This window comes from Vibrio ichthyoenteri ATCC 700023 (assembly GCF_000222605.1).
Classification (GTDB): domain Bacteria; phylum Pseudomonadota; class Gammaproteobacteria; order Enterobacterales; family Vibrionaceae; genus Vibrio; species Vibrio ichthyoenteri.
Window position 1 is genome coordinate 1 of record NZ_AFWF01000072.1, and the last position, 20,959, is coordinate 20,959.

The 20,959-nt window shown below is 44.0% G+C and carries 21 protein-coding genes; 13 read left to right on the top strand and 8 right to left on the bottom strand.

All coding sequences use genetic code 11. The features are described 5' to 3' along the window. Positions 1-74: 74 nt before the first annotated feature. Both RH85_RS06445 and RH85_RS06450 read right to left on the bottom strand, forming a co-directional pair. Positions 75-560 carry a DUF2780 domain-containing protein gene (locus tag RH85_RS06445; RefSeq protein ID WP_006711402.1) on the bottom strand — a complete coding sequence of 162 codons (486 nt, stop codon included), beginning with the start codon at positions 558-560 and terminating at the stop codon, positions 75-77. Between the two features lie 93 nt (positions 561-653). After that, entirely contained in the window at positions 654-1,274 is a 621-nt protein-coding gene (locus RH85_RS06450) for a BamJ family beta-barrel-assembly machinery protein (RefSeq protein ID WP_005597087.1), read from the bottom strand. 231 nt (positions 1,275-1,505) lie between these two features. On the opposite strand from RH85_RS06450, the gene RH85_RS06455 reads away from it, so the two are divergent. Continuing rightward, entirely contained in the window at positions 1,506-2,066 is a 561-nt protein-coding gene (locus RH85_RS06455; RefSeq protein WP_006711403.1) for a LysM-like peptidoglycan-binding domain-containing protein, read from the top strand. On the opposite strand, the gene RH85_RS06460 is transcribed toward RH85_RS06455, so the two are convergent. The 4 genes from RH85_RS06460 to cpdB all read right to left on the bottom strand — a co-directional run bounded on the left by RH85_RS06460 (position 2,067) and on the right by cpdB (position 6,185). Continuing rightward, the gene (locus tag RH85_RS06460; protein ID WP_006711404.1) at positions 2,067-2,942 is read right to left on the bottom strand and encodes a DMT family transporter; all 876 of its coding nucleotides are present in this window, start codon (positions 2,940-2,942) and stop codon (positions 2,067-2,069) included. It abuts the gene before it with no gap. Next, positions 2,942-3,412 carry a GNAT family N-acetyltransferase gene (locus RH85_RS06465; protein WP_006711405.1) on the bottom strand — a complete coding sequence of 157 codons (471 nt, stop codon included), beginning with the start codon at positions 3,410-3,412 and terminating at the stop codon, positions 2,942-2,944. The genes RH85_RS06460 and RH85_RS06465 overlap by 1 nt, the downstream gene beginning before the upstream one ends. Positions 3,413-3,541: 129 nt before the next feature. After that, complete coding sequence (locus tag RH85_RS06470; RefSeq protein WP_006711406.1) at positions 3,542-4,111, bottom strand: Crp/Fnr family transcriptional regulator; 570 nt, start codon at positions 4,109-4,111, stop codon at positions 3,542-3,544. Positions 4,112-4,223: 112 nt separating this feature from the next. Continuing rightward, positions 4,224-6,185, bottom strand: coding sequence for a 2',3'-cyclic-nucleotide 2'-phosphodiesterase (cpdB, locus tag RH85_RS06475; RefSeq protein ID WP_006711407.1), 1,962 nt, complete (start codon positions 6,183-6,185; stop codon positions 4,224-4,226). Between the two features lie 261 nt (positions 6,186-6,446). Here cpdB and cobA point away from each other — a divergent pair, with 261 nt between their 5' ends. The 5 genes from cobA to cysC all read left to right on the top strand — a co-directional run bounded on the left by cobA (position 6,447) and on the right by cysC (position 12,183). After that, on the top strand, positions 6,447-7,313 hold the full coding sequence (gene cobA / locus RH85_RS06480; RefSeq protein WP_005597076.1) for a uroporphyrinogen-III C-methyltransferase: 867 nt from the start codon (positions 6,447-6,449) through the stop codon (positions 7,311-7,313). Positions 7,314-7,360: 47 nt separating this feature from the next. Further along, positions 7,361-8,269 carry a sulfate adenylyltransferase subunit CysD gene (gene cysD, locus RH85_RS06485; RefSeq protein WP_005597074.1) on the top strand — a complete coding sequence of 303 codons (909 nt, stop codon included), beginning with the start codon at positions 7,361-7,363 and terminating at the stop codon, positions 8,267-8,269. Positions 8,270-8,289: 20 nt separating this feature from the next. Next, positions 8,290-9,717 carry a sulfate adenylyltransferase subunit CysN gene (cysN, locus tag RH85_RS06490; protein ID WP_006711408.1) on the top strand — a complete coding sequence of 476 codons (1,428 nt, stop codon included), beginning with the start codon at positions 8,290-8,292 and terminating at the stop codon, positions 9,715-9,717. Positions 9,718-9,828: 111 nt separating this feature from the next. Next, a complete protein-coding gene (locus RH85_RS06495; RefSeq protein WP_006711409.1) occupies positions 9,829-11,553 on the top strand; it encodes an SLC13 family permease in 1,725 nt (574 codons plus the stop codon). Between the two features lie 12 nt (positions 11,554-11,565). Continuing rightward, positions 11,566-12,183 carry an adenylyl-sulfate kinase gene (gene cysC / locus RH85_RS06500; protein ID WP_006711410.1) on the top strand — a complete coding sequence of 206 codons (618 nt, stop codon included), beginning with the start codon at positions 11,566-11,568 and terminating at the stop codon, positions 12,181-12,183. Between the two features lie 161 nt (positions 12,184-12,344). On the opposite strand, the gene RH85_RS06505 is transcribed toward cysC, so the two are convergent. Together RH85_RS06505 and zur are read right to left on the bottom strand one after the other, a co-directional pair. Further along, entirely contained in the window at positions 12,345-12,806 is a 462-nt protein-coding gene (locus RH85_RS06505) for a chemotaxis protein CheX (RefSeq protein WP_005597067.1), read from the bottom strand. A 17-nt stretch (positions 12,807-12,823) separates the two neighbouring features. Continuing rightward, the gene (zur, locus tag RH85_RS06510) at positions 12,824-13,282 is read right to left on the bottom strand and encodes a zinc uptake transcriptional repressor Zur (RefSeq protein ID WP_174269568.1); all 459 of its coding nucleotides are present in this window, start codon (positions 13,280-13,282) and stop codon (positions 12,824-12,826) included. A 258-nt stretch (positions 13,283-13,540) separates the two neighbouring features. Here zur and dusA point away from each other — a divergent pair, with 258 nt between their 5' ends. From dusA to RH85_RS06545, 7 genes are all read left to right on the top strand, one after another. Then, a complete protein-coding gene (dusA, locus tag RH85_RS06515; protein ID WP_006711413.1) occupies positions 13,541-14,521 on the top strand; it encodes a tRNA dihydrouridine(20/20a) synthase DusA in 981 nt (326 codons plus the stop codon). A gap of 162 nt (positions 14,522-14,683) precedes the next feature. Further along, positions 14,684-14,893, top strand: coding sequence for an envelope stress response protein PspG (pspG, locus tag RH85_RS06520; protein ID WP_006711414.1), 210 nt, complete (start codon positions 14,684-14,686; stop codon positions 14,891-14,893). A 72-nt stretch (positions 14,894-14,965) separates the two neighbouring features. Continuing rightward, positions 14,966-15,628, top strand: a complete 663-nt coding sequence (locus RH85_RS06525; protein ID WP_006711415.1) for a TIGR04219 family outer membrane beta-barrel protein — start codon at positions 14,966-14,968, stop codon at positions 15,626-15,628. 150 nt (positions 15,629-15,778) lie between these two features. Beyond that, positions 15,779-16,006 (top strand): hypothetical protein, encoded by a 228-nt coding sequence (locus RH85_RS06530; RefSeq protein WP_006711416.1) that lies wholly within the window; start codon positions 15,779-15,781, stop codon positions 16,004-16,006. A 120-nt stretch (positions 16,007-16,126) separates the two neighbouring features. Beyond that, positions 16,127-17,977 (top strand): assimilatory sulfite reductase (NADPH) flavoprotein subunit, encoded by a 1,851-nt coding sequence (locus RH85_RS06535; protein WP_006711417.1) that lies wholly within the window; start codon positions 16,127-16,129, stop codon positions 17,975-17,977. Continuing rightward, a complete protein-coding gene (cysI, locus tag RH85_RS06540) occupies positions 17,977-19,701 on the top strand; it encodes an assimilatory sulfite reductase (NADPH) hemoprotein subunit (protein WP_006711418.1) in 1,725 nt (574 codons plus the stop codon). Before RH85_RS06535 ends, cysI begins: the two co-directional genes overlap by 1 nt. Then, on the top strand, positions 19,694-20,470 hold the full coding sequence (locus RH85_RS06545; RefSeq protein ID WP_006711419.1) for a phosphoadenylyl-sulfate reductase: 777 nt from the start codon (positions 19,694-19,696) through the stop codon (positions 20,468-20,470). Before cysI ends, RH85_RS06545 begins: the two co-directional genes overlap by 8 nt. Positions 20,471-20,959: the final 489 nt, after the last annotated feature.

Consider the following 20,959-nt stretch of genomic DNA (forward strand, 5'->3'; position numbering starts at 1 on the left):
AAGCCGAGCATTAGCTCGGCTTTTTTTATTGTCTGTCATTTAGCAATTGAACGTCCTTCCCTCTCTCTTCAGTGCTATTGTGCATTGTTCCAAAGATCGCCCAGTGAGCCGAGTAGACCTTCACTGGCGCCACTATCACCTAGGTAACCCAAAACCACAGGTACAAACTGATTGATCATCGATGGATCAAGGCCTGCTTTTTCAAACACACTTTTTACTGCATCCATATTTTCGACATTACCCAATAGACTCTGTGCATCTGGAATACTTGATGACCAAGGGATAAGCGATTCCAGTTCTGAAAGGTCGCCTGAAGATAATTGATTTTCAGCTAACGAAAACAATGCGTTGGTTCCTGTTAGCGCCTGTTCAGGTGAAACGTTCAGTTTTTGTGTCAGTAAATCGGTCATCGGTAAGGAATGACCTGCGGTCTCGTATTTCTCGCTAACGTTGCTTATTAGGTCGGTCGCGTCTTTGCTGGTAGCTGAGTCTAAAAATGAACTGGCATTTGCGGTGGTGGTAAAGAGTAGTACTGCTAGAGCGGCTGCACATTTTTTCATTGTTATATTCCTTTTACGTTTTTCGTCCCTTTATTTTAGTTAAAAAAAAGCGACGCAGTGCGTCGCTTTTTCGATAACTAAGTTTTAACTCAATTATAGGATGTCTAGTAGCTCTACTTCGAACACAAGTGCTGCGAACGGAGGAATTGCAGCGCCAGCGCCACGTTCACCGTATGCAAGATCTTGTGGGATGTATAGTTTCCACTTAGAACCTACAGGCATTAGTTGAAGTGCTTCAACCCAACCTTTGATTACGCCAGTTACTGGGAACTCAGCTGGTTGACCGCGTGATACAGAGCTGTCAAATACAGTGCCGTCAGTTAGCTCACCGTGGTAGTGAACGCGAACTTGCTTGTCAGACGTTGGGATCTCGCCAGTACCTTCAGTGATGATTTCGTACTGAAGACCAGATTCAAGCACAGTCACTTCTGGGCGAAGAGCGTTGTCGGTTAGGAATACTTCACCGTCAGCAGCTGCAGCTTTTGCTGCTTCTTGACGAGCTGATTCAGCGCGAGTGTGAAGCTCTTGTAGAGCATTGTTGATTTCGTCGATTTCGATCGCTGGCATGTCACCAGTTAGTGCTGTTGCAATACCTGCAGCGATTGCATCAACGTTAAGACCTTCAATACCAGAACCTGCTAGTTGCTGGCCCATTTGTAGACCAATACCGTAGCTTGCTTTTTGCTCTACAGTTTCAAATTTAACTTCAGACATGATGTCTCTCTTTCATCGCTATATAAAGTCATAAAGGATACCAGTATTCATGCTTCGAGGAAACGTCAGCCCTGACACTTTGTTGACGAGCGATTAGAGTGAGAGCTAGGTCTTAATTCTTGCCACAAAGTGTCAGTTTTGACACCAGCATTACTTTCAAGCTCGAAATTCCCTATACTCATGAAGAGTAGGTTTTTATACTTGGTACTCAGTTGTTTGGAGACAGGTTCAATGAATCGCCGTAAGAAAAAACCACAGCAAGTCGATTATATTCAATTGGCAAAAGATACATTTGCTCAATTTGATTGGGCAAAGATCAAAGATGACACTCTTAGCCAGTGGGCGCGTTTGCCAAAGTTACATCAACGGGGCTTGATGGTGTTAACACCTTTGGTACTGATCCTATTAGTGGTGCCTTTCCCTGAGTCGACCGACGAACCTCAGCCAGAAGTGACCCAACGTGTCGCGATTGATATCAATACTCAAAGTCTCAGTGAGCAGGGTGAAGTTCAATCACCGCAAACGCTGAGTGACGATTGGAAAGAGTATACGGTGAAAAATGGCGATACCTTAGCACAAGTGTTCCGTGCTAATGGCTTACCTATGTCTGACCTTAATGCACTAGTAAAAGTTGAAGGAAGCGATAAGCCGCTCAGCCGGATCAAGGCCGGTCAATTGGTGCGTTTCAAATTGGCTCAAGACGGTTCATTAGATATTATTCAACTGGAAAAATCTGCGCAATCGGTAATGTTTTTCCGTGTATCTGATGGTGGGTTTGGTCGAAGTAAGTAACTACTTACCCTTGTTTTCTTTACGCTTAGTACGCCGCTGAATTAGCTCTTTGTAAGGTAATAGCGGCAGAATGATCAATAGAATCCCCATCGCGGTGATACTGTCTGGGATTTCATTAAAACCCCAGGCTCCGAGCAAGACAATAAAGACTAATCCCGAATATTCCGCTAAGGCAATTTGTCCTGCAGGGGCTGCCTTATAGGCTTTAACGGCTAAACCGTTGTAAAGCAAAATCAAACCGGCGCTGGTCATCACTAGTGCAACTTGTCTCCATTCTAACGTTTGCCAATTTAAATATGCCAATACGGCCGTTACGGGTAATGACAGTAATGAGGTCCAAAATAAGGTCGTTATGACGGTTTGTTGCTGTGGTAGCTTTCTAGCCAATATGTTGAATAGGGCTAAGGTTAATGCGGTTCCTAGCGCAAAATATGCTGCCCAATGAAATTGTGATGGACGCAATACGATCAGTACACCGATAAACCCAACGAGCGTTGATAGCGCCTTGCCCCAAGGTGGCACTTCTTTTAGCAATATAATCGACAATGGCAGCATTAATAGCGGCGCAGCGTAAAAAATGGCGTTAGCGGTAGCCAAGGGTAAGTGAGTAATTGCTATCATCATGCATCCGCTGCCGATGATGATTAAAAAAGCTCTAATGCTAATAATTGCCGGTGCAGTTAACGCACGCTGGGTTTTACTTTGTTGGTACCACAAAGGGAAGATTAGTAGCACGGAGAAAAGTTGGCGTAGAAAGACATACTGAAAAGTCGATATACCACCTTCGAGCATTTTTACCGCGACATCCGATAACGACGCGGCAAGATTGCCCAGAACCAGTAAAGTGACGGCTACAGTGGCTACCGACCAATTCATTATTTAATCAGCTTACCGTCGTAACGTCTTTTCATATCAACATGTGGAATCCCATCTTCCAGATACATTTCTGAGGTTTGTACAAAGCTATGTTGCTGATAAAAAGCGGTGAGATGTTGTTGTGCGCCAATTTCGATGGTTTGATCTGGCCAAATCTGACTGCACTTAGTGATCGCTTGTTGCAATAGTTTGTGGCCTAAACCGTCACCTCGAGCGCTTTGTTTGGTTGCGACACGACCAATACTGATACTGGGATAAGTGACCCCTTTTGGTAATAGTCGAGCACAAGCGACTAACTCATCCTGTTGATAGCCCAACAAGTGAATGACACCGTCTAAGGTATCGTTATTATCAAGTTCAGGATAAGGGCAGGTTTGCTCGACAACAAACACATCGACACGCAGTTTTAGTAATTGATAAAGCTCGTGGTTAGTGAGTTGTGAAAAAGGCAACGCTTTCCAAGTAGTCATAAAATTCTTCGAGTTGTTAGTCTTTATAGTCTTTACGCACCATATCAAGGCAATCTTTTTCAGGCATTAACATTTGTTAATTTCAGGTGTTATTTTGCGTGTCTGGCGGCTTTTGTCTCAGTTAATTTCTCAACACCCATCGTTTGCTCGTTTTTTTATGCGGCTCAAGCTCACTGAGGAGATGCCAAGGTAGGCGGCAATTTGATAATCCGCGAGGCGCTGTTCAAGTTGAGAAAAGTGTTGGCAAAAAAGTTGGTACCGTTCTTCTGGGCTATATAGCAGCATAAAGCGCTCCTTGTTTTCTTTGTGCATTAGCTGCGCTTCCACCAATTTCAAATAGATGGGGTGATGTTCTAATCGCCAAGATTTCAAAGTGGTGATGGGGATGCAAAGAATTAAACATGGCGTGAGAGTCTCAATTAAAAAGGGTGATCCTTGTTGTTTGATCAGACTTTCAAAGCCAATTATCCAATCCTGTTCCCAGTAGAACTCTTTACTAAACTCCTTTCCGTGCTCAGTTAAATAGCTGGCATGGCATAGACCTTCCAATACAAAGTAGAAGGATTCTGTTGCTGCGCCTTGCTCGACTAAAATGTGCCGTGTTGGCAGTTCTAGGGGGCTCGCCAATTCAACTAATTGGTTAATTTCATCGTTAGAAAAGTGATGCTGACTGAGGTAGTCAATAAAATGTGAGTCCATGAATGCAGCTTCCTCGTGAAGGGTGTTAAAGCGGCCAATAAAAAAGCCGCTATGCAATGATAGCGGCTTTGATACTAACCTCTTGTCCTACAGTAAGGTAGGCAATGAGTGATTATTTTTGCAGATCAATTTTATAGATAGCAAAGCCCACTTCATCCGTAGCAACTTGCTTCATTGGGTATTGACCCTTGTCTTTAATAAACTGAGCAGCTTTTTCACTTGGCGATGTTTCAAAGCGAATATCAAGCGCTTTGTCTGCCGTGATTGGCGCAAATGTCCAGTTGTTATCTGCACTTGGTGTTACTTCGCCTTTCTCTTTACTTACGCGAGAGATGTAAGCGGCAACCACCGAGCGGTTTTCATCTGGAGAATCAAACGCAATGTGATCGCTACCCGTACCGGCAAATTTGTTGCTGTATGCACGGTAGTTGTTGGTCGCAACAATGAACTCTTGATCTGGATTGATTGGCTTACCTTGGAATGTCAGGCCAACAATACGCTTGGCATCCGCGTTAATAACTTTACAGTCGCCATCGTATTTTGCTGGTTGAGTGACATCGATTTGGTAAGTGACACCATCCATCACATCGAAGTTATATGTACGGAAGCTATCCCAGTTGATTAGAGATTGAGGCGCCGTGTTGTTGATGTCGATTTGGTTAAATTGACCTGCTGAACATTCTAGCCACTCTTGTACATCGTTACCGGTCATTTTTAATGCAACCAGTGTATTTGGGTATAGGTAAAGATCGGCAGCATTACGGAACGTTAGCTGACCAGATTCAACTTCAGTGAAGCCCGATGGATCGTCTTTACGGCCACCTGCTTTAAATGGAGCAGCAGCAGAAAGCACAGGAATATCGGCTAAATCAGGGTCGCCTTGGATAAAGCGTTCAACGTAATCTTGTTGTGCAAGGTTAACGATTTGTACAGTTGGGTCGTCTTGAACAAGAGACAGGAAGCTGTACATTACGTCATTCGCTTTACCGATTGGCTGGTTAACGAATTCACGCGTACCTTTGTGGTCAGCTTCTAGTGCTTTAACCATGCCTTCGTCGGCTTTAGCTAACGATTTCTTGTTGATGCCGTCATAGATAGGGCGAGCTTCCGCTTTGCCTTCAACGACCTGCCATTTGCCATCTTTTTGTGCCAATTGCAGATCAATCACACCAACATGGCTACCCCAACGACCTGGCATCACTGATGCTACGCCATTAATGGTACCGTTTTCATTGTCAACGCCAGGGATGTTATCAAAACCTTTACCTGGGAATACCGCGTGTGAGTGACCAAAAGCAATCGCATCAATGCCTTCTACGTCAGCTAGGTAATAAGTTGAGTTTTCTGCGCCTGATTTGTGTGGGTCAGAAGCAACACCTGAGTGAGGGATGGCAACGATAACGTCAGCGCCTTCCGCTTTCATTTGCGGTACCAACTCTTCTGCAGACTCTTTAATGTCTTTAGCGAAAACTTTACCTTCTAAGTTCTTCTTATCCCAAATCATGATTTGAGGTGGTACGAAACCGATGTAACCGACTTTAATTTGGTGTTCTGCGCCATCGGCATCTTTGAAGGTGTGTGTTTTGATGATGTAAGGTTTGAAATAGTGCTTACCCGTTTCTTTATCGAACACGTTAGCACTAACATAAGGGAAGTTAGCATCATTGATGGTTTCTGCTAGAAACTCTAAACCATAGTTAAATTCATGGTTACCAATGTTGCCCACATCGTAGTTTAGTTGGTTCATTGCCTTGTAGACAGGGTGAACTTCACCCGCATCAATGCCTTTATCAGCCATGTAGTCGCCCATTGGGCTACCTTGGATCAAATCACCGTTATCAACCAGTACGCTGTTTTCAACTTCAGCGCGAGCTTGTTTAACTAAAGTAGCAGTACGTGTAAGACCGATTTTCTCAGATGCTGAGTCTTTGTAGTAATCGTAATCCATCACGTTAGTGTGAATATCAGTTGTTTCAATGATACGAAGTTTGATCGTATCTGCCATTGCAGGGCCAGCCATGGTCAACATGCCACCAAGCACTGCTAGGGTTAAAGGTTTCACTGCTACTTTCATTTTTTTCGCTCCGATAGCGTTATTTTCACTGCGGCTAATGTAACAAAATGTCATGTAACTAGATTCTAGATGCATTTCAAAATGTGACGTCGAGCGCCTGTTTAATGCGGTTCTGTCGTTACATTCTCAGATTTTTTGGTGTTTATTTCACCGTTCCATTTTTTCTCTTATCAGTTATTGATATAAAAAATGAAATTTTAGAATTTCAGGTAATATGCCTAGAAGTCCATAATGCAGTTATTCACATGGAAGGATGGCAATATGGCGAGCAAGGAAACAGTGTCTCAGTTCCCCCTGAACCACTTAAGAGCAAAACAGGAAACACCTCTTCGCCCAGTTTTGAGCGCGGTAAGTCAGTTGCGTCACGGAGAAGTCGCACTGGTGGGTGCAGGCCCTGGTGATGCTGAGCTATTGACGGTCAAGGCATTGAATTTTATTCAACAAGCGGATGTGGTGCTCTACGACTACCTTGTCTCTGATGACATTTTAGCACTGATCCCAGACGACACGATTTTAGTCTGTGTCGGTAAGCGAGCTGGCCATCACAGTGTACCGCAAGAAAAAACCAATCAATTGTTAGTGGATTTTGCCAAGCAAGGTCATCGCGTTGTACGTATTAAAGGCGGCGATCCGTTTGTCTTTGGTCGTGGCGCTGAAGAGCTCGAAGTGCTTGCCGATGCGGGTATCCGTTTTCAAGTTATCCCTGGTATTACCGCTGCCGCTGGCGCAACTGCCTATGCTGGTATCCCTCTAACTCACCGTGATCACGCGCAATCTGCCATGTTCATTACCGGCCATTTGAAAGCAGAAAGCGATGAAATGGATTGGTCAACATTAGCGCGTGGTAATCAGACGCTTGTGATTTATATGGGATTGATGAAATCCGATTACATCCAAGAGCAATTAATTCGTCATGGGCGCCAATCAAGTACGCCAATTGCGATCATCGAACGCGGTACTCAATCGTGCCAAAAAATCTTTAAAGGTCAGCTGTCACAGCTTGCCGAATTAGCGCAAGACGCTCAAGCCCCATCCTTAATCGTGGTGGGAGAAGTGGTCGCGCTATCTGAAAAATTACAGTGGTTTAATCAAGAAGATCAATCACTCCAGCAACGTCAATACGCATAACGAAAGACTAGCCGAAACGCTCATAGAGCTGCAAAGGAAGCACCAACATGGACCAAGAACGTTTAACTCACCTTAAACAGTTAGAAGCCGAGAGTATTCACATCATCCGTGAAGTCGCGGCAGAGTTTGATAACCCGGTAATGATGTACTCAATCGGTAAAGACTCATCGGTAATGTTGCATTTGGCAAGGAAAGCCTTTTATCCAGGCAAGATTCCTTTTCCACTGCTGCACGTAGATACCGATTGGAAATTCAAAGAGATGATCGATTTTCGCGATAAAGCTGCGGAAAAGTATGGCTTTGAGCTTTTGGTTCATAAGAACCCAGAAGGCATCGCGATGGGATGTAGCCCATTTGAGCATGGTTCATCAAAGCATACTGACATCATGAAAACCCAAGGGTTAAAACAAGCACTGAATAAATATGGCTTTGATGCCGCTTTTGGTGGTGCGCGACGTGATGAAGAAAAGTCTCGAGCCAAAGAGCGTGTTTATTCGTTCCGCGATAAAAACCATACGTGGGACCCAAAAAATCAGCGTCCTGAATTGTGGAAGACCTACAACGGTCAAATCAACAAAGGCGAGAGTATCCGAGTCTTCCCGTTGTCAAACTGGACTGAGTTGGATATCTGGCAATACATCTACCTAGAAAATATCGACATTGTGCCGCTCTATCTTGCCGATAAGCGTCCTGTGGTTGAGCGTGATGGCATGTTGATCATGGTTGATGATGACCGAATGAAGCTTGAACCGGGTGAAGTGGTAGAAGAAAAGAACGTGCGTTTCCGTACGCTTGGCTGTTATCCACTGACAGGGGCTGTTGAATCAGATGCGAACACGCTGACCGGTATTATTGAAGAGATGTTGGTGGCGACATCGAGTGAGCGCCAAGGGCGCGCGATCGACCACGATCAGTCAGGATCGATGGAGCTGAAAAAACGCCAAGGCTACTTCTAATTAGGATCTAAGGAAAGAACATGAACAGTGCAGTAGAAGCGCAATTAGCGGAGCTGGGTATTGAAGGATACCTAACCCAACACCAATATAAGTCATTACTTAGATTTCTAACGTGTGGCTCAGTCGATGATGGCAAGAGTACTTTGATCGGTCGCTTGCTGCATGACTCAAAGCAAATTTATGAAGATCAATTGGCCGCCGTTCACAATGATAGCCAACGTGTAGGAACCACGGGCGAGCGTCCGGATCTTGCGCTATTGGTTGATGGCTTACAAGCTGAGCGTGAACAAGGCATCACCATTGATGTGGCTTACCGTTATTTCTCTACCCAAAAGCGTAAGTTCATTATCTCAGATACACCGGGGCACGAGCAGTACACACGTAATATGGCCACGGGTGCATCAACTTGTGATCTAGCGGTGATCTTGATTGATGCGCGTAAAGGGGTATTGGATCAAACCCGTCGTCATTCATTCATCGCCAACTTATTAGGTCTCAAGCATTTTGTTGTGGCAGTGAACAAGATGGATCTGGTGGATTACTCACAAGATCGATTTGAACAGATCCGCGATGAATACCTTGAGTTTTCCAAGAACCTACGCGGTGAAACCAATATCCAGATCTTGCCACTCTCGGCGCTTGAAGGCGATAACGTGGTTGAACCAAGTTCAAAAATGAGCTGGTTTGATGGTCAGCCGTTGTTGGAAATCTTGGAAAATGTCGATATTGACCAAGACAAGGGCGCAGGTGATTTTCGCTTCCCAATTCAATACGTCAACCGACCAAACCTCGATTTCCGTGGTTTCGCTGGCACCATCGCTTCTGGCACCGTCAATGTGGGTGATAGCGTGCAAGCACTGCCATCAGGTAAGAGATCGAAAGTCGCACGCATTGTGACTTTCGATGGCGACTTGCCTACAGCGTATGCCGGTCAAGCCGTTACGCTAACGCTCGAAGATGAAATTGATATCAGCCGTGGTGATTTATTGGTATTGGACAATGCTCAAGTTGAATCCAGTAACCACTTGTTGGCAGACGTGGTATGGATGACAGAGCAAGCGCTGCAGCCGGGTCGCGAATACGATATTAAAATCGCCGGTAAGAAGACAGTAGGTCGTGTTGAATCGATTCGTCATCAATATGACATCAATAACCTTTCAACCCATAGCGCTGTCGAACTACCTCTCAATGGTATTGGTTTATGTGAGTGGACACTGACTGAATCAGTAGCACTGGATAGCTATACCGATTGCCAAGATACCGGTGGCTTTGTGGTGATTGATCGTCTCACTAACGTGACGGTGGGTGCTGGGTTGGTACGAGAAAGCTTGAGTCAAGTGGAACTGCACAGCGGCGATATTTCTGCTTTTGAAGTCGAGTTCAACGCGTTGGTTCGCAAGCACTTCCCACATTGGGAAGCAAAAGATATCAGCCAATTACTTAAATAATCACACAGAGTAGTGATTTATTAAGTCGTCGAAACTTGCGCCGAGCAAGAAAGCTAAGTGCAGGTTTCGATGGCCGATAAAGACAATGAATGGGTGAAGTAGGGAAGCGGTATGTGGCAACAAGGATTTGTGTTAGCTATCTTACTGGGCATCGTGGTATGCCTAGTCGTGACACGTGCTAAACCAAGCTTTATTTTTGCTGGTGCAGCGTTTATTGCTTTTATGGCCGGTTTAATTGAACTTAATGAAGTTGCGACGAACTTTACTAATTCTTCTTTACTCACGCTTGTACTACTGATTTTAGCCTCCTGTGCGCTTGAGAAGACCTTACTTATCAGTTGGGTTAGCCGCAGTCTTTCTACTGGAAGATTAGCATCGGTGGTGGCAAAAATGGGGATTTCTACAGCCTTGTTATCCTCTTTTACCAATAATACAGCGGTGGTGGTTTCTCTTATCGGAGCGATTAAGCGTAACCAGCAACATGCACCATCAAAATTACTTATCCCCCTTTCTTATGCCGCGATTCTTGGTGGTACGCTGACCTTGATCGGTACCTCAACCAATTTGATCATTAACAGCTTTGTGGAAGATGCTGGGCTACCAAGTTTGGGTTTTTTTACCCCAACGTTGATCGGCTTGTCGGTATTGTTTGGCGGCATGTTGATCTTGATCCCGTTGAGCTACTTATTACCCAATTACGACGATCAATCACAAGATGATTTACCTTACTTTCTTGAAGCGCGAGTCGAGCCGGGATCGCCCTTAGTTGGACGCAGCATTGCGGAAAACAATTTGCGTGCGCTACGTAAACTGTTTCTTGCTGAGGTGATCCGCGATGGCAAAACCATGCCCTCGGTTGAGCCAGAGTTTGTTCTGGAAGCAAGAGATCGATTGCTGTTCTGTGGTGATATTGAAAGTGTCGCCACACTCCAAGAGATTCAAGGTTTGACCTTATTTGGCCAGCATCACCTCAATGGGCAAAGTTTTATGGAAGTGGTGGTCAGTTCATCGGCCAGTTTCTGCAATAAAACGCTAAAAACCAGTCACTTTAGAGATCGCTTTGACGCAGTAGTGGTGGCGATTCGTCGTGGTCATGAACGTTTAGAAGGAGGGTTAGGTAACGTAACGCTTAACGCAGGTGATACGTTAGTTCTTGTCCCAGGTAAACGTTTTGAAGCTGAGCGTCGTGCGCACCGTAAAGAGTTTGTCCTGATCAATGATCTGGATTCGAGTGCGCGTCTCGATTTTCAAAAGTCGAGCTTAGTACTACTGGGTTTTAGCTCGGTAATTGCTTTGGCCTTGCTAGAGTGGGTGCCATTGATCAAAGGGTTGTTGGTCTATCTATTAGCCTGTTTGGTCTTTGGTGTCGTTCAACTGGGTGAGCTGCGTCGTCGCTTTCCTATTGATATTGTTGTGATCGTTGGCTCGGCTTTATCAATTGCACAACTGATGCTCTCATCGGGCTTGTCAGTAAAACTGGGTCAGGTCTTTATTGAGACATTTAATGGCTGGGGTGTTTTTGGTGCGCTGGTGGCCACTTACTTACTCACACTTATTCTTACTGAGCTTGTTACTAATAATGCCGCTGCCGCCTTGGCATTTCCGATTGGCTACAGTATGGCCTTAGGCTATGGCGTTGATCCTATGCCATTTATTATGGCGGTATTGTTTGGCGCCAGTGCGAGCTTTATTTCCCCTTACGGTTATCAAACCAATTTGCTGGTGTACAGCGTAGGCAATTACAAATTAACGGATTATGTACGAGTTGGGATCCCACTATCGATCGTTTATTCGGTACTGGTGCTGACTTTGATCCCGCTCTTCTTCCCTTATTAAAGGATGTAAATAATGACAACGGATACGGCAGTAAAAGACGAGAACATCGTTTGGCATCAGCACAGTGTTGATAAAGCTCTACGAGCAAAATTAAAACAGCAAAAGCCGGTGCTGCTGTGGTTTACCGGTTTATCAGGCGCTGGAAAGTCGACCATTGCTGGTGCGTTGGAAAATAAGCTGGTTGAACAAGGTTTTCATACTTATTTGTTGGATGGTGATAACGTCCGACATGGCTTGTGCAGTGATCTTGGTTTTTCAGATCAAGATCGCCGTGAAAACATTCGCCGCATTGGTGAACTAGCCAAGTTGATGGTGGATGCAGGACTCATCGTATTGTCAGCCTTTATTTCACCACATCGTGCAGAGCGCCAATTAGTGCGTGATTTATTTCCTGATGGGGAATTTTTGGAAGTGTTCGTCAATGCGTCTTTAGATGTTTGTGAGCAACGCGATCCCAAAGGACTATATAAAAAAGCACGAGCGGGCGAGATCGCTAACTTTACTGGTATTGATTCTGACTACGAAGCGCCACTAAAAGCGGAGATAGATCTGCCGGCAGGAGAGTTACCGATTGAAGCATTGGTTGAGCAATGTATTACCGTGCTCAAACAACAAGGTGTGATTCAATAGTGGGATTAGATAGGTTAGATAGCGTTTGGTTACCTATGTGCTAATTGCTATTTAATCTGCATTTGATCTGCCATGTTCCCAAAGCTATCGAGGCTGTACGACAAGCCTGAAAACAAAAAAGCTTCCTAATGGAAGCTTTTTGAACATTGGTGACCAAATGCTTATTCGAAACAGATTTCAATAAAAGCATTACCCCATTGAGAGGTAAAAGGCATGATAATGATCGCCCCTTCGCATTTATGGCGAATGGTGTGTCCTTTACCTGATACAACGATCGGGGTTGCCATATCAAAATCAAAACCACTTTCGGCAAGAATACGTTTTGCGCCACCAGTAACCATGTTAGTGATTTCACCCACCATATCCGTTACTTCATCATTGAGGCCATTTGGGCGTTCACCCAACATGTTTTCCATGATTTCAAGCGCTAAACTTTCATCAAAAGTAATCGACATAGAACCGCGAGTTTGCGGACCAACCATCCCGATTAGGCCTGATACATCACCACGTGCAATCTCGTCTTTCTTTACACGAGGCTTTTGCGGCTTCAGCTCTAGCGAAGCCATCGTTTTTAGGACGTTCATCAGTGAAGCCAAAAACGGGTTTACAAATTCAGCGCGCATAATACTCTTCTATATCTTTATTCTTTGTTATCAGAAGAACATGACTGACAAATGCCATGTGATTCAATCACATGATTCGTAATCTCAAAGCAATATTTCTCTGCGTTACTAGCCAACAAGGCTACCAAACTATCATCTTGCAGTTCAATCACGTTACTACATTTATCGCAAATTAGTAGATGCGAATAATGTTTATGTGCGTTACACGAGCAACATTGAATAAAACTGTTGGTTGACTCGACTCGATGGATAAAGCCTTGCTCTAATAAAAAGTCCAGCGCACGATAAACTGTAGGTGGCTTTGCTTGTGGTTCACTGACTTTTAGCTGTTCTAATAGTTCATAAGCACTAGAGGCTTTTGGACTTGCACAAATCAGTTCAAACACTCTTTTTCTTTGAGGTGTAAGCCGAACACCTCTCGCGGTACAAATCTCTTCGATTTGTTTTGCTAGCTCTTGATCCAAATCCATCACCATAACCATTGGATTTTATTAATAATATACCATTTAACGCTCAATAGTATGCATTGTTCGCGTATAAATGAGTTAACCATCGAGACTTTGAAATCTCATCGAGGTGAATAAGCTGGTTGTACCGTCGAACGTTCTAACTTATCAAAATTGCTCGAAAAACGATACATCCGAAGATAAATTGGCGCGCATCTTTGGAAGTGATTACAATATTCGGCTTATTTTAATCGCAAAACCTACGCCAATAGACTGGAATTCAGATTTATGACTCACTCGTGCAAGTTCTCCATCGCTCCGATGCTTGATTGGACCGATCGCCATTGTCGTTACTTTCATCGCTTATTATCTAGCGAGACGCAACTGTATACAGAAATGGTGACAACGGGTGCCATTATTCACGGTAAGGGTGATTTCCTTGCATATAACGAGCAAGAGCATCCACTTGTACTGCAATTGGGTGGTTCAAATACTGCTGATCTTGCGACGTGTGCAAAACTTGCCGCTGAGCGTGGCTATGACGAAATCAACTTGAATGTGGGTTGTCCATCTGACCGAGTGCAGAATGGTCGTTTCGGTGCATGTCTAATGGCAGAACCTCAGCTGGTGGCAGATTGTGTTGCAGCAATGAAATATGTGGTTGATATTCCAGTAACCGTTAAAACGCGTATTGGTATTGATGATCATGATTCGTATGAGTTCTTAACGGATTTTGTGTCGACAGTCTCTGAGAAAGGGGGTTGTGAGCAATTTACTATCCACGCTCGTAAAGCATGGCTATCGGGTTTAAGTCCGAAAGAAAACCGTGAGATCCCACCATTGGATTACCCACGCGCTTACCAATTGAAAAAAGATTTTGCTCATTTGGTGATTGCCGTGAACGGTGGAGTAAAAACGCTGCAAGAGACACAAGAGCATCTTAAACACTTGGATGGCGTAATGGTTGGGCGCGAAGCGTATCAAAATCCATATATCTTAGCGGAAGTGGATCAACTTATTTTTGGTCTAGATAAGCCGATTAAGAAACGCACGCAAGTGGTTGAAGAAATGTACCCGTACATTGAGCAACAACTTTCAAACGGTGCTTATCTTGGCCACATTACTCGCCATATGTTGGGCTTGTTCCAAAATATGCCGGGTGCACGTCAATGGCGTCGTCACATTAGCGAAAATGCCCACAAACCAGGTTCAGGTATTGAAGTGGTTGAGGCGGCATTGGCTAAAATCCCTAAAGAATTGAATGTGTAAAAATTGCCACAATTGAGTGGCGAAAAATACCACCACAAGTTTTAAAGCGTCCTGAATACCAGGGCGCTTTTTTATTTGTGCTTATATATTAGTTGCTTATATTAATTTTTTGAAACTGGCACGCTTCCTGCGATACCGATTACAAACAACAGGAGAAACAGTATGTTTGAGCTAATCTTTGTATTGGTATTTATTGCAACTTTGCTGGTTACGGGCTTAACCATGATGACCGTTTTTGCTGCGGCGGGCTTCGCTCTATTAGTAATGGTAGTGCTTGGTATGCTGGGCGCGGTATTTAAGATTTTGCCATGGTTAATTGTGATCGCGTTGGGATTTTGGTTCTTTAAGCATTACGTTTATTGCTCAAGATAGCGAAGCATAGTGAATGTGGTAGTATTCTGATTAATAACTCACCACGTTGTCCTGCTTAGGAGCAAACATTCGATGAATAAAGTAACACTGACACTAATGGCCGCATTATCAATGGCATCGACATCGGTAATGGCCCAATCATTTACCGGTGATATTGGTGCTGATATGTGGTTTGGTGATAGTAAAATCGATGAGACTCGCCGTGATGATGTATCCGTCCCGAGTCTGTATTTCTCTTTTGAGCATGATATGGCGTATGTGCCGAATGCAAGTTTTCGCTATACCAGTGTAGATACTGATTACGCAGGGTTTGATAAATACGACTTTACGTTTTACTACAAAATTCTTGAACGTGAGTTAATGACGTTTGATGCCGGTGCAACATTAACGCAGTACAGCAATACACATTACCGAACTAAAGAGTCTGCCACGCCTAAGTATGACTTTGATGAGTTAACTTTTAATTGGTATGCCTACGCGGAGCTTTATATTCCTAATACCAATTTTGACATCATCGGTCAGTTTGATTTTGGTAACAGCAAAGGCATTAAGAGTGCTGATGTGCTTGCGGGTGTTCAGTACAGAATTAAAACTAGTGCCGGCGATGCGGTATTGCGTGGTGGCTATCGTGTCATTGATCTGGAATTTGAAGATCTTGCTACCCAATCTCCTGCAACGGGTGAATCTTATGTGTTTGTTAATGGCTTTTTTTTAGGGGCTGAATATAATTTTTGAGCCTGATGTGGATTTTTTAAAACGTCGCCTTTTAACGCGGCGTTTTTTTATATCTTTTTTTTATAACTAGGGAGGATTTGTTAGCAGATTTAGTGTGATGCGCCATGCTTAACGGATTAAAAGGACTTTTTGTAACTAAGGCTAGTAAGCATGACAATCAATGAGCTTAGAAATCTTTATCGTGAAAATCAGTTGGTCGAAGCGATTATCGAGCCTTCGGCTGAAGAAGGATTCTGGGTAGTGGAGTTTAGGCATGCTCATGGCGAATTCCTCTTGCTGACTGATGTGCACGGTGAAGAGTGCCACTATGGTGATGTCAATTTGGCCTCGAAATCTGCCATGGCGGTGGGTTTCAATCAGGTGCGTGTCGAGAACTGATTTCAGCCATATCCTCAATGCTTTAATTCCAAAAGTTATAAAACATTCACTTCTATTCTTTCTTGTTATTAAAAAGAGTGGTTAATCTATAATCACGCAATGAATAGGGATGTCGAGACCATGTCTTTAAACAAGAATGTGTCCTCTCAAGGAAACACACCAGAATTACCTTCAGTCGCTAGCCCACTGAATGACCAACAACTAAATCAACTTCAGCAAACCGTGACGGATTTGTCGTCACAGCAATTAGCTTGGGTGAGCGGATATTTTTGGGGTTTAGCTCAGCATCAGCAACCTGCTGCCGCTGCTGCGCCAATTAATCAAGCTGCCGCCGCAGTTGCAGCCAAGCCTGCGGGTAAACTTGTCATTATCTATGCTTCACAAACTGGTAATGCCAAAGGCGTAGCTGAAGCTCTAGAGCAAGAAGCTAAAGCGCAAGGTATTGCTACCCAGCTTTTTGATGCTAGTGACTATAAAGGCAAAAATTTAGCTAAAGAGACGCACGTTATTATCGTCGCTTCAACCAACGGTGAAGGCGAGGCGCCAGATAATGCCATTGAATTGCACGAGTTTCTTCAATCAAAGAAGGCGCCTAAATTACCTAACCTGCAATATGGGGTAATTGGCCTAGGTGACTCTAGCTACGAATTTTTCTGCCAAACAGGTAAAGATTTCGATCAGTACCTTGCCAAACAAGGTGCGACACCATTTATCGATCGTATTGACTGCGATGTTGATTACGAAGCGCCAGCCGGAGAATGGCGAGCGAAAGCATTGGAAGTGGTTAAAGAGGCACTGTCTTCTGGCGCAGAAGCCGAAGTTGTGCAGCTACCTGTCGGCCAAGCGGCTGGGCATTCTCAATACACCAAACAAAATCCTTATACAGCAACGCTGTTAACCAGCCAAAAAATCACAGGTCGTGATTCAGGTAAAGATGTTCGTCATATTGAGATTGATCTAGATGGTTCTGGTATTACTTATCAACCAGGCGATGCATTAGGTGTTTGGTATGAAAACAGTGCAGAACTTGCGAATGCTATATTAGCTAAAGTCGGCTTATCGGGCGTGGAGAGTATCGATGTCGATGGTGAAAGCTTATCGATTCATAGCGCACTCGTAGCCAAGTATGAAATCACGACTGCCAATCCGCAATTTGTTACTAAGTTTGCTGAACTATCAGCGAGCAAAAAACTGCAAAAGCTGGTGGAAGATAAGGACAAACTACGTGAATACGCAGGTAATACTCAGATTGTTGATGTATTGGCAGAAAAGAAAACCAAACTCACCGCAGAACAATTGGTTGGTTTGCTGCGTCGCCTAACACCGCGTCTATATTCAATTGCTTCAGCCCAATCGGAAGTGGATGAAGAAGTTCATCTAACGGTAGGCGTAGTGGAATACACACAAGGTGAAGAGACTCGCTTTGGTGGAGCATCGAGCTACCTTTCTCATCGTCTTGAAGAGGGGGGAGAGGTAAAAGTCTTTATCGAAAACAACAATAACTTCAAATTACCTCAAGATGACAACACACCAGTGATCATGATTGGCCCTGGGACAGGTATTGCGCCATTCCGCAGTTTTATTCAAGAGCGTGATAATCGTGATGCGCAAGGTAAGAGTTGGTTGTTCTTTGGTGACCGAACCTTTACTCAAGATTTCCTTTACCAAGTTGAATGGCAGAAATACCTCAAGTCAGGAGCATTGTCTCAACTTGATGTCGCCTTTAGCCGTGACCAGCAAGACAAAGTTTATGTTCAACAGCGTATCTTAGAAAACGGTCAGAAAGTATGGCAGTGGATTGAAGAAGGCGCTTATCTCTATGTTTGTGGTGATGCGACTCGTATGGCGAAAGATGTTCATGAAGCATTAATTGCCGTAGCGCAAGAGCATGGCAAGCTTAGTAAAGAACAAGCAGAGGAGTTTATTACTACTCTGCGTAAGGAAAAACGTTACCAAAGGGATGTGTACTAATGAGCAAAGAACAACAAGAAGTACTCGGTGAAGTATTGGGCCCTTTGGCTGACAACGAACGATTGAAGCGTGAAAGTAATTTTCTGCGTGGAACGATTGAGCAGGATTTACAAGATCGCATAACGGGCGGTTTTACAGCAGACAACTTCCAGTTGATTCGGTTTCATGGCATGTATCAACAAGATGACCGTGATATCCGCAACGAACGCGCGAAACAAAAACTAGAACCGTTACACAATGTCATGCTACGTGCTCGTATGCCCGGTGGCATCATCACGCCAACGCAATGGCTGGCGATCGATAAGTTTGCGACGGAGCATTCTCTCTATGGCAGCATTCGTTTGACCACACGTCAAACGTTCCAGTTTCATGGAGTATTAAAGCCAAATGTAAAACTGATGCACCAAACGCTTAATAGTATTGGTATTGATTCAATCGCGACTGCGGGTGACGTAAACCGAAATGTGTTATGTACCACTAACCCAGTAGAATCAGAGCTTCATCAAGAAGCGTATGAGTGGGCGAAAAAAATCAGTGAGCACTTACTGCCGAAAACCAAAGCATATGCGGAAATTTGGCTCGATGGCGAAAAAGTGGAAACCACAGAGGATGATGAACCTATCCTAGGTAAACATTACCTACCACGTAAGTTTAAAACGACCGTGGTTATCCCTCCGCAAAATGATGTCGATGTTCACGCTAACGATTTGAACTTCGTTGCGATTGCTGAAAACGGCAAACTGGTTGGCTTTAATGTGCTGGTAGGTGGTGGTCTTGCCATGACTCACGGTGATACTTCAACTTATGCTCGCCGCGCGGATGACTTTGGGTATGTACCATTAGAAAAAACCTTGGATGTTGCCGCGGCAGTTGTGACGACTCAGCGTGATTGGGGCAACCGTTCTAACCGTAAAAATGCGAAAACCAAATACACCTTAGATCGTGTTGGGATTGATGTATTTAAAGCGGAAGTCGAAAAGCGTGCAGAAGTTAAGTTCTCCGATAGTCGTCCTTACGAGTTTACTGAACGTGGTGACCGAATCGGTTGGGTTGAAGGTATTGACGGAAAGCATCATCTTGCTCTCTTTATCGAGAATGGTCGTTTACTCGATTTTCCAGGCAAACCGCTAAAAACTGGAATGGCTGAGATTGCCAAGATCCATAAAGGCGATTTCCGTATGACCGCCAATCAAAACTTAATTGTGGCTGGGGTCTCTAAAGCAAATAAAGCCAAGATTGAGAAGATAGCGATAGCACATGGCCTGATGGATGACACCGTGAGTGAGCAGCGTAAAAACTCAATGGCGTGTGTTGCATTCCCTACCTGTCCTTTAGCGATGGCTGAAGCTGAACGTTTTCTACCGCAATTTGTTACTGATGTAGAAGACATCTTGGCGAAGCACGGCTTACCAAAAGAAGACAACATTATCTTACGTGTAACAGGTTGTCCTAATGGTTGTGGTCGCGCGATGTTGGCGGAGATTGGATTGGTCGGAAAAGCCCCGGGACGTTACAACTTACATTTAGGTGGTAATCGAGGCGGTACCCGTATACCGAAAATGTATAAAGAGAACATCACTGATAAACAGATCTTAGAAGAGATTGATCAGCTGGTGGAGCGTTGGGCTAAAGAGCGTAATGAAGGTGAGTGTTTTGGTGATTTCACCATTCGAGCTGGCATTATAGAAGAAGTCTTCGTGTCTAAGAGGGATCTGCATGCTTGATTTAACAAAACAAAAGATCGATCTGCAGTCGTTATTGTCATTGACGAAAACAGAGCAAATCCTACAACTCTCTTCCATTAACCATCAACTAGAGCAGATGACTGCGCAACAGAGAGTTGCATGGGCGATAGAAAACCTGGGAGGGCAGCATGTTGTATCGTCTAGTTTCGGTATTCAAGCAGCACTAATGCTTCACCTAGTGACACAAGCTAAGCCAGATATACCGATCGTGCTGACAGATACTGGTTATCTCTTTGCCGAGACCTATCAGTTTATTGAGCAATTAACCAAGCAGTTAAATCTCAATCTTAAAGTATATCGAGCAAAACAAAGCCCAGTTTGGCAAGAGGCCGTTTACGGTAAATTGTGGGAGCAGGGTATAGAAGGTATCGAGAAATACAATAAGCTGAATAAAGTGGAACCAATGCGTCGAGCGCTAGATGATCTGCAAGTTGGTACTTGGTTCTCAGGGCTGCGTAGAGAGCAATCTCAATCCAGAGCAAATTTGCCAATACTCTCAATCCAAAATGGAGTGTTCAAGTTCTTACCTGTGATCGACTGGAGTAATAAAGATGTGCATTACTATCTAGAAGAACATGGTTTGGCTTATCACCCTCTAAGAGAAGAAGGCTATCTTTCTGTCGGGGATACCCATACGACTAAAAAATGGGAACCGGGAATGAAAGAAGAAGAAACGCGTTTCTTTGGCTTAAAACGTGAGTGTGGGTTGCATGAAGATGATGGAGAACAATACGGCTCCGGAATTTAACTATATATAGAAGTAAAAAGGCTGCATCGTGCAGCCTTTTTTGATCTCGAAAAACACGGAGTGTGGATAACTCTGTGAGTAATTTGTTGGTGTCTTATGGGTAAATCTGAATAAATAGAGCTTTGCCGATAAAAAACGCATCTAATCGTTATTTTTGCAACTCTTGCAAATTAACGCTTGCCAATGTGACGATGATCTCTATAATGCCCACCTGTCGACGAGGCAAGGCTCTATAAGGGTTTGAAGCCAAAACGACAAGGTCAGAAAGAAAGGCGAAGTAGTTAGAGTGGTTTACTTTTTAAAAGTAAAATAAAACACAAAAGTGTTTGACACTGAGAATTATCTAGCTAGAATGGCCGCCTCTTCCAGAGTGATGTAAGTCACAAAGAAGAACGCTCTTTAACAATATAAACCTATCAATCTGTGTGGGTACTCGTTGATGATAATCCAATAAGTTGTTCTGTTTCTTTTTATAAAGAGCGGTAACGA

Excerpts from the sequence above, each read along its gene's own strand:
- pspG (WP_006711414.1), top strand. The coding sequence starts at position 14,684 with ATGTTTGAGCTAATCTTTGTATTGGTATTTATTGCAACTTTGCTGGTT.
- zur (WP_174269568.1), bottom strand. The coding sequence starts at position 13,282 with ATGGTGATGGATTTGGATCAAGAGCTAGCAAAACAAATCGAAGAGATT.
- cysD (WP_005597074.1), top strand. The coding sequence starts at position 7,361 with ATGGACCAAGAACGTTTAACTCACCTTAAACAGTTAGAAGCCGAGAGT.
- RH85_RS06455 (WP_006711403.1), top strand. The coding sequence starts at position 1,506 with ATGAATCGCCGTAAGAAAAAACCACAGCAAGTCGATTATATTCAATTG.
- RH85_RS06535 (WP_006711417.1), top strand. The coding sequence starts at position 16,127 with ATGTCTTTAAACAAGAATGTGTCCTCTCAAGGAAACACACCAGAATTA.
- cysC (WP_006711410.1), top strand. The coding sequence starts at position 11,566 with ATGACAACGGATACGGCAGTAAAAGACGAGAACATCGTTTGGCATCAG.
- RH85_RS06495 (WP_006711409.1), top strand. The coding sequence starts at position 9,829 with ATGTGGCAACAAGGATTTGTGTTAGCTATCTTACTGGGCATCGTGGTA.
- RH85_RS06465 (WP_006711405.1), bottom strand. The coding sequence starts at position 3,412 with ATGACTACTTGGAAAGCGTTGCCTTTTTCACAACTCACTAACCACGAG.
- RH85_RS06525 (WP_006711415.1), top strand. The coding sequence starts at position 14,966 with ATGAATAAAGTAACACTGACACTAATGGCCGCATTATCAATGGCATCG.
- RH85_RS06505 (WP_005597067.1), bottom strand. The coding sequence starts at position 12,806 with ATGCGCGCTGAATTTGTAAACCCGTTTTTGGCTTCACTGATGAACGTC.
- RH85_RS06460 (WP_006711404.1), bottom strand. The coding sequence starts at position 2,942 with ATGAATTGGTCGGTAGCCACTGTAGCCGTCACTTTACTGGTTCTGGGC.
- RH85_RS06470 (WP_006711406.1), bottom strand. The coding sequence starts at position 4,111 with ATGGACTCACATTTTATTGACTACCTCAGTCAGCATCACTTTTCTAAC.
- cysN (WP_006711408.1), top strand. The coding sequence starts at position 8,290 with ATGAACAGTGCAGTAGAAGCGCAATTAGCGGAGCTGGGTATTGAAGGA.
- RH85_RS06545 (WP_006711419.1), top strand. The coding sequence starts at position 19,694 with ATGCTTGATTTAACAAAACAAAAGATCGATCTGCAGTCGTTATTGTCA.
- cysI (WP_006711418.1), top strand. The coding sequence starts at position 17,977 with ATGAGCAAAGAACAACAAGAAGTACTCGGTGAAGTATTGGGCCCTTTG.
- RH85_RS06530 (WP_006711416.1), top strand. The coding sequence starts at position 15,779 with ATGACAATCAATGAGCTTAGAAATCTTTATCGTGAAAATCAGTTGGTC.
- dusA (WP_006711413.1), top strand. The coding sequence starts at position 13,541 with ATGACTCACTCGTGCAAGTTCTCCATCGCTCCGATGCTTGATTGGACC.
- cobA (WP_005597076.1), top strand. The coding sequence starts at position 6,447 with ATGGCGAGCAAGGAAACAGTGTCTCAGTTCCCCCTGAACCACTTAAGA.
- RH85_RS06450 (WP_005597087.1), bottom strand. The coding sequence starts at position 1,274 with ATGTCTGAAGTTAAATTTGAAACTGTAGAGCAAAAAGCAAGCTACGGT.
- cpdB (WP_006711407.1), bottom strand. The coding sequence starts at position 6,185 with ATGAAAGTAGCAGTGAAACCTTTAACCCTAGCAGTGCTTGGTGGCATG.
- RH85_RS06445 (WP_006711402.1), bottom strand. The coding sequence starts at position 560 with ATGAAAAAATGTGCAGCCGCTCTAGCAGTACTACTCTTTACCACCACC.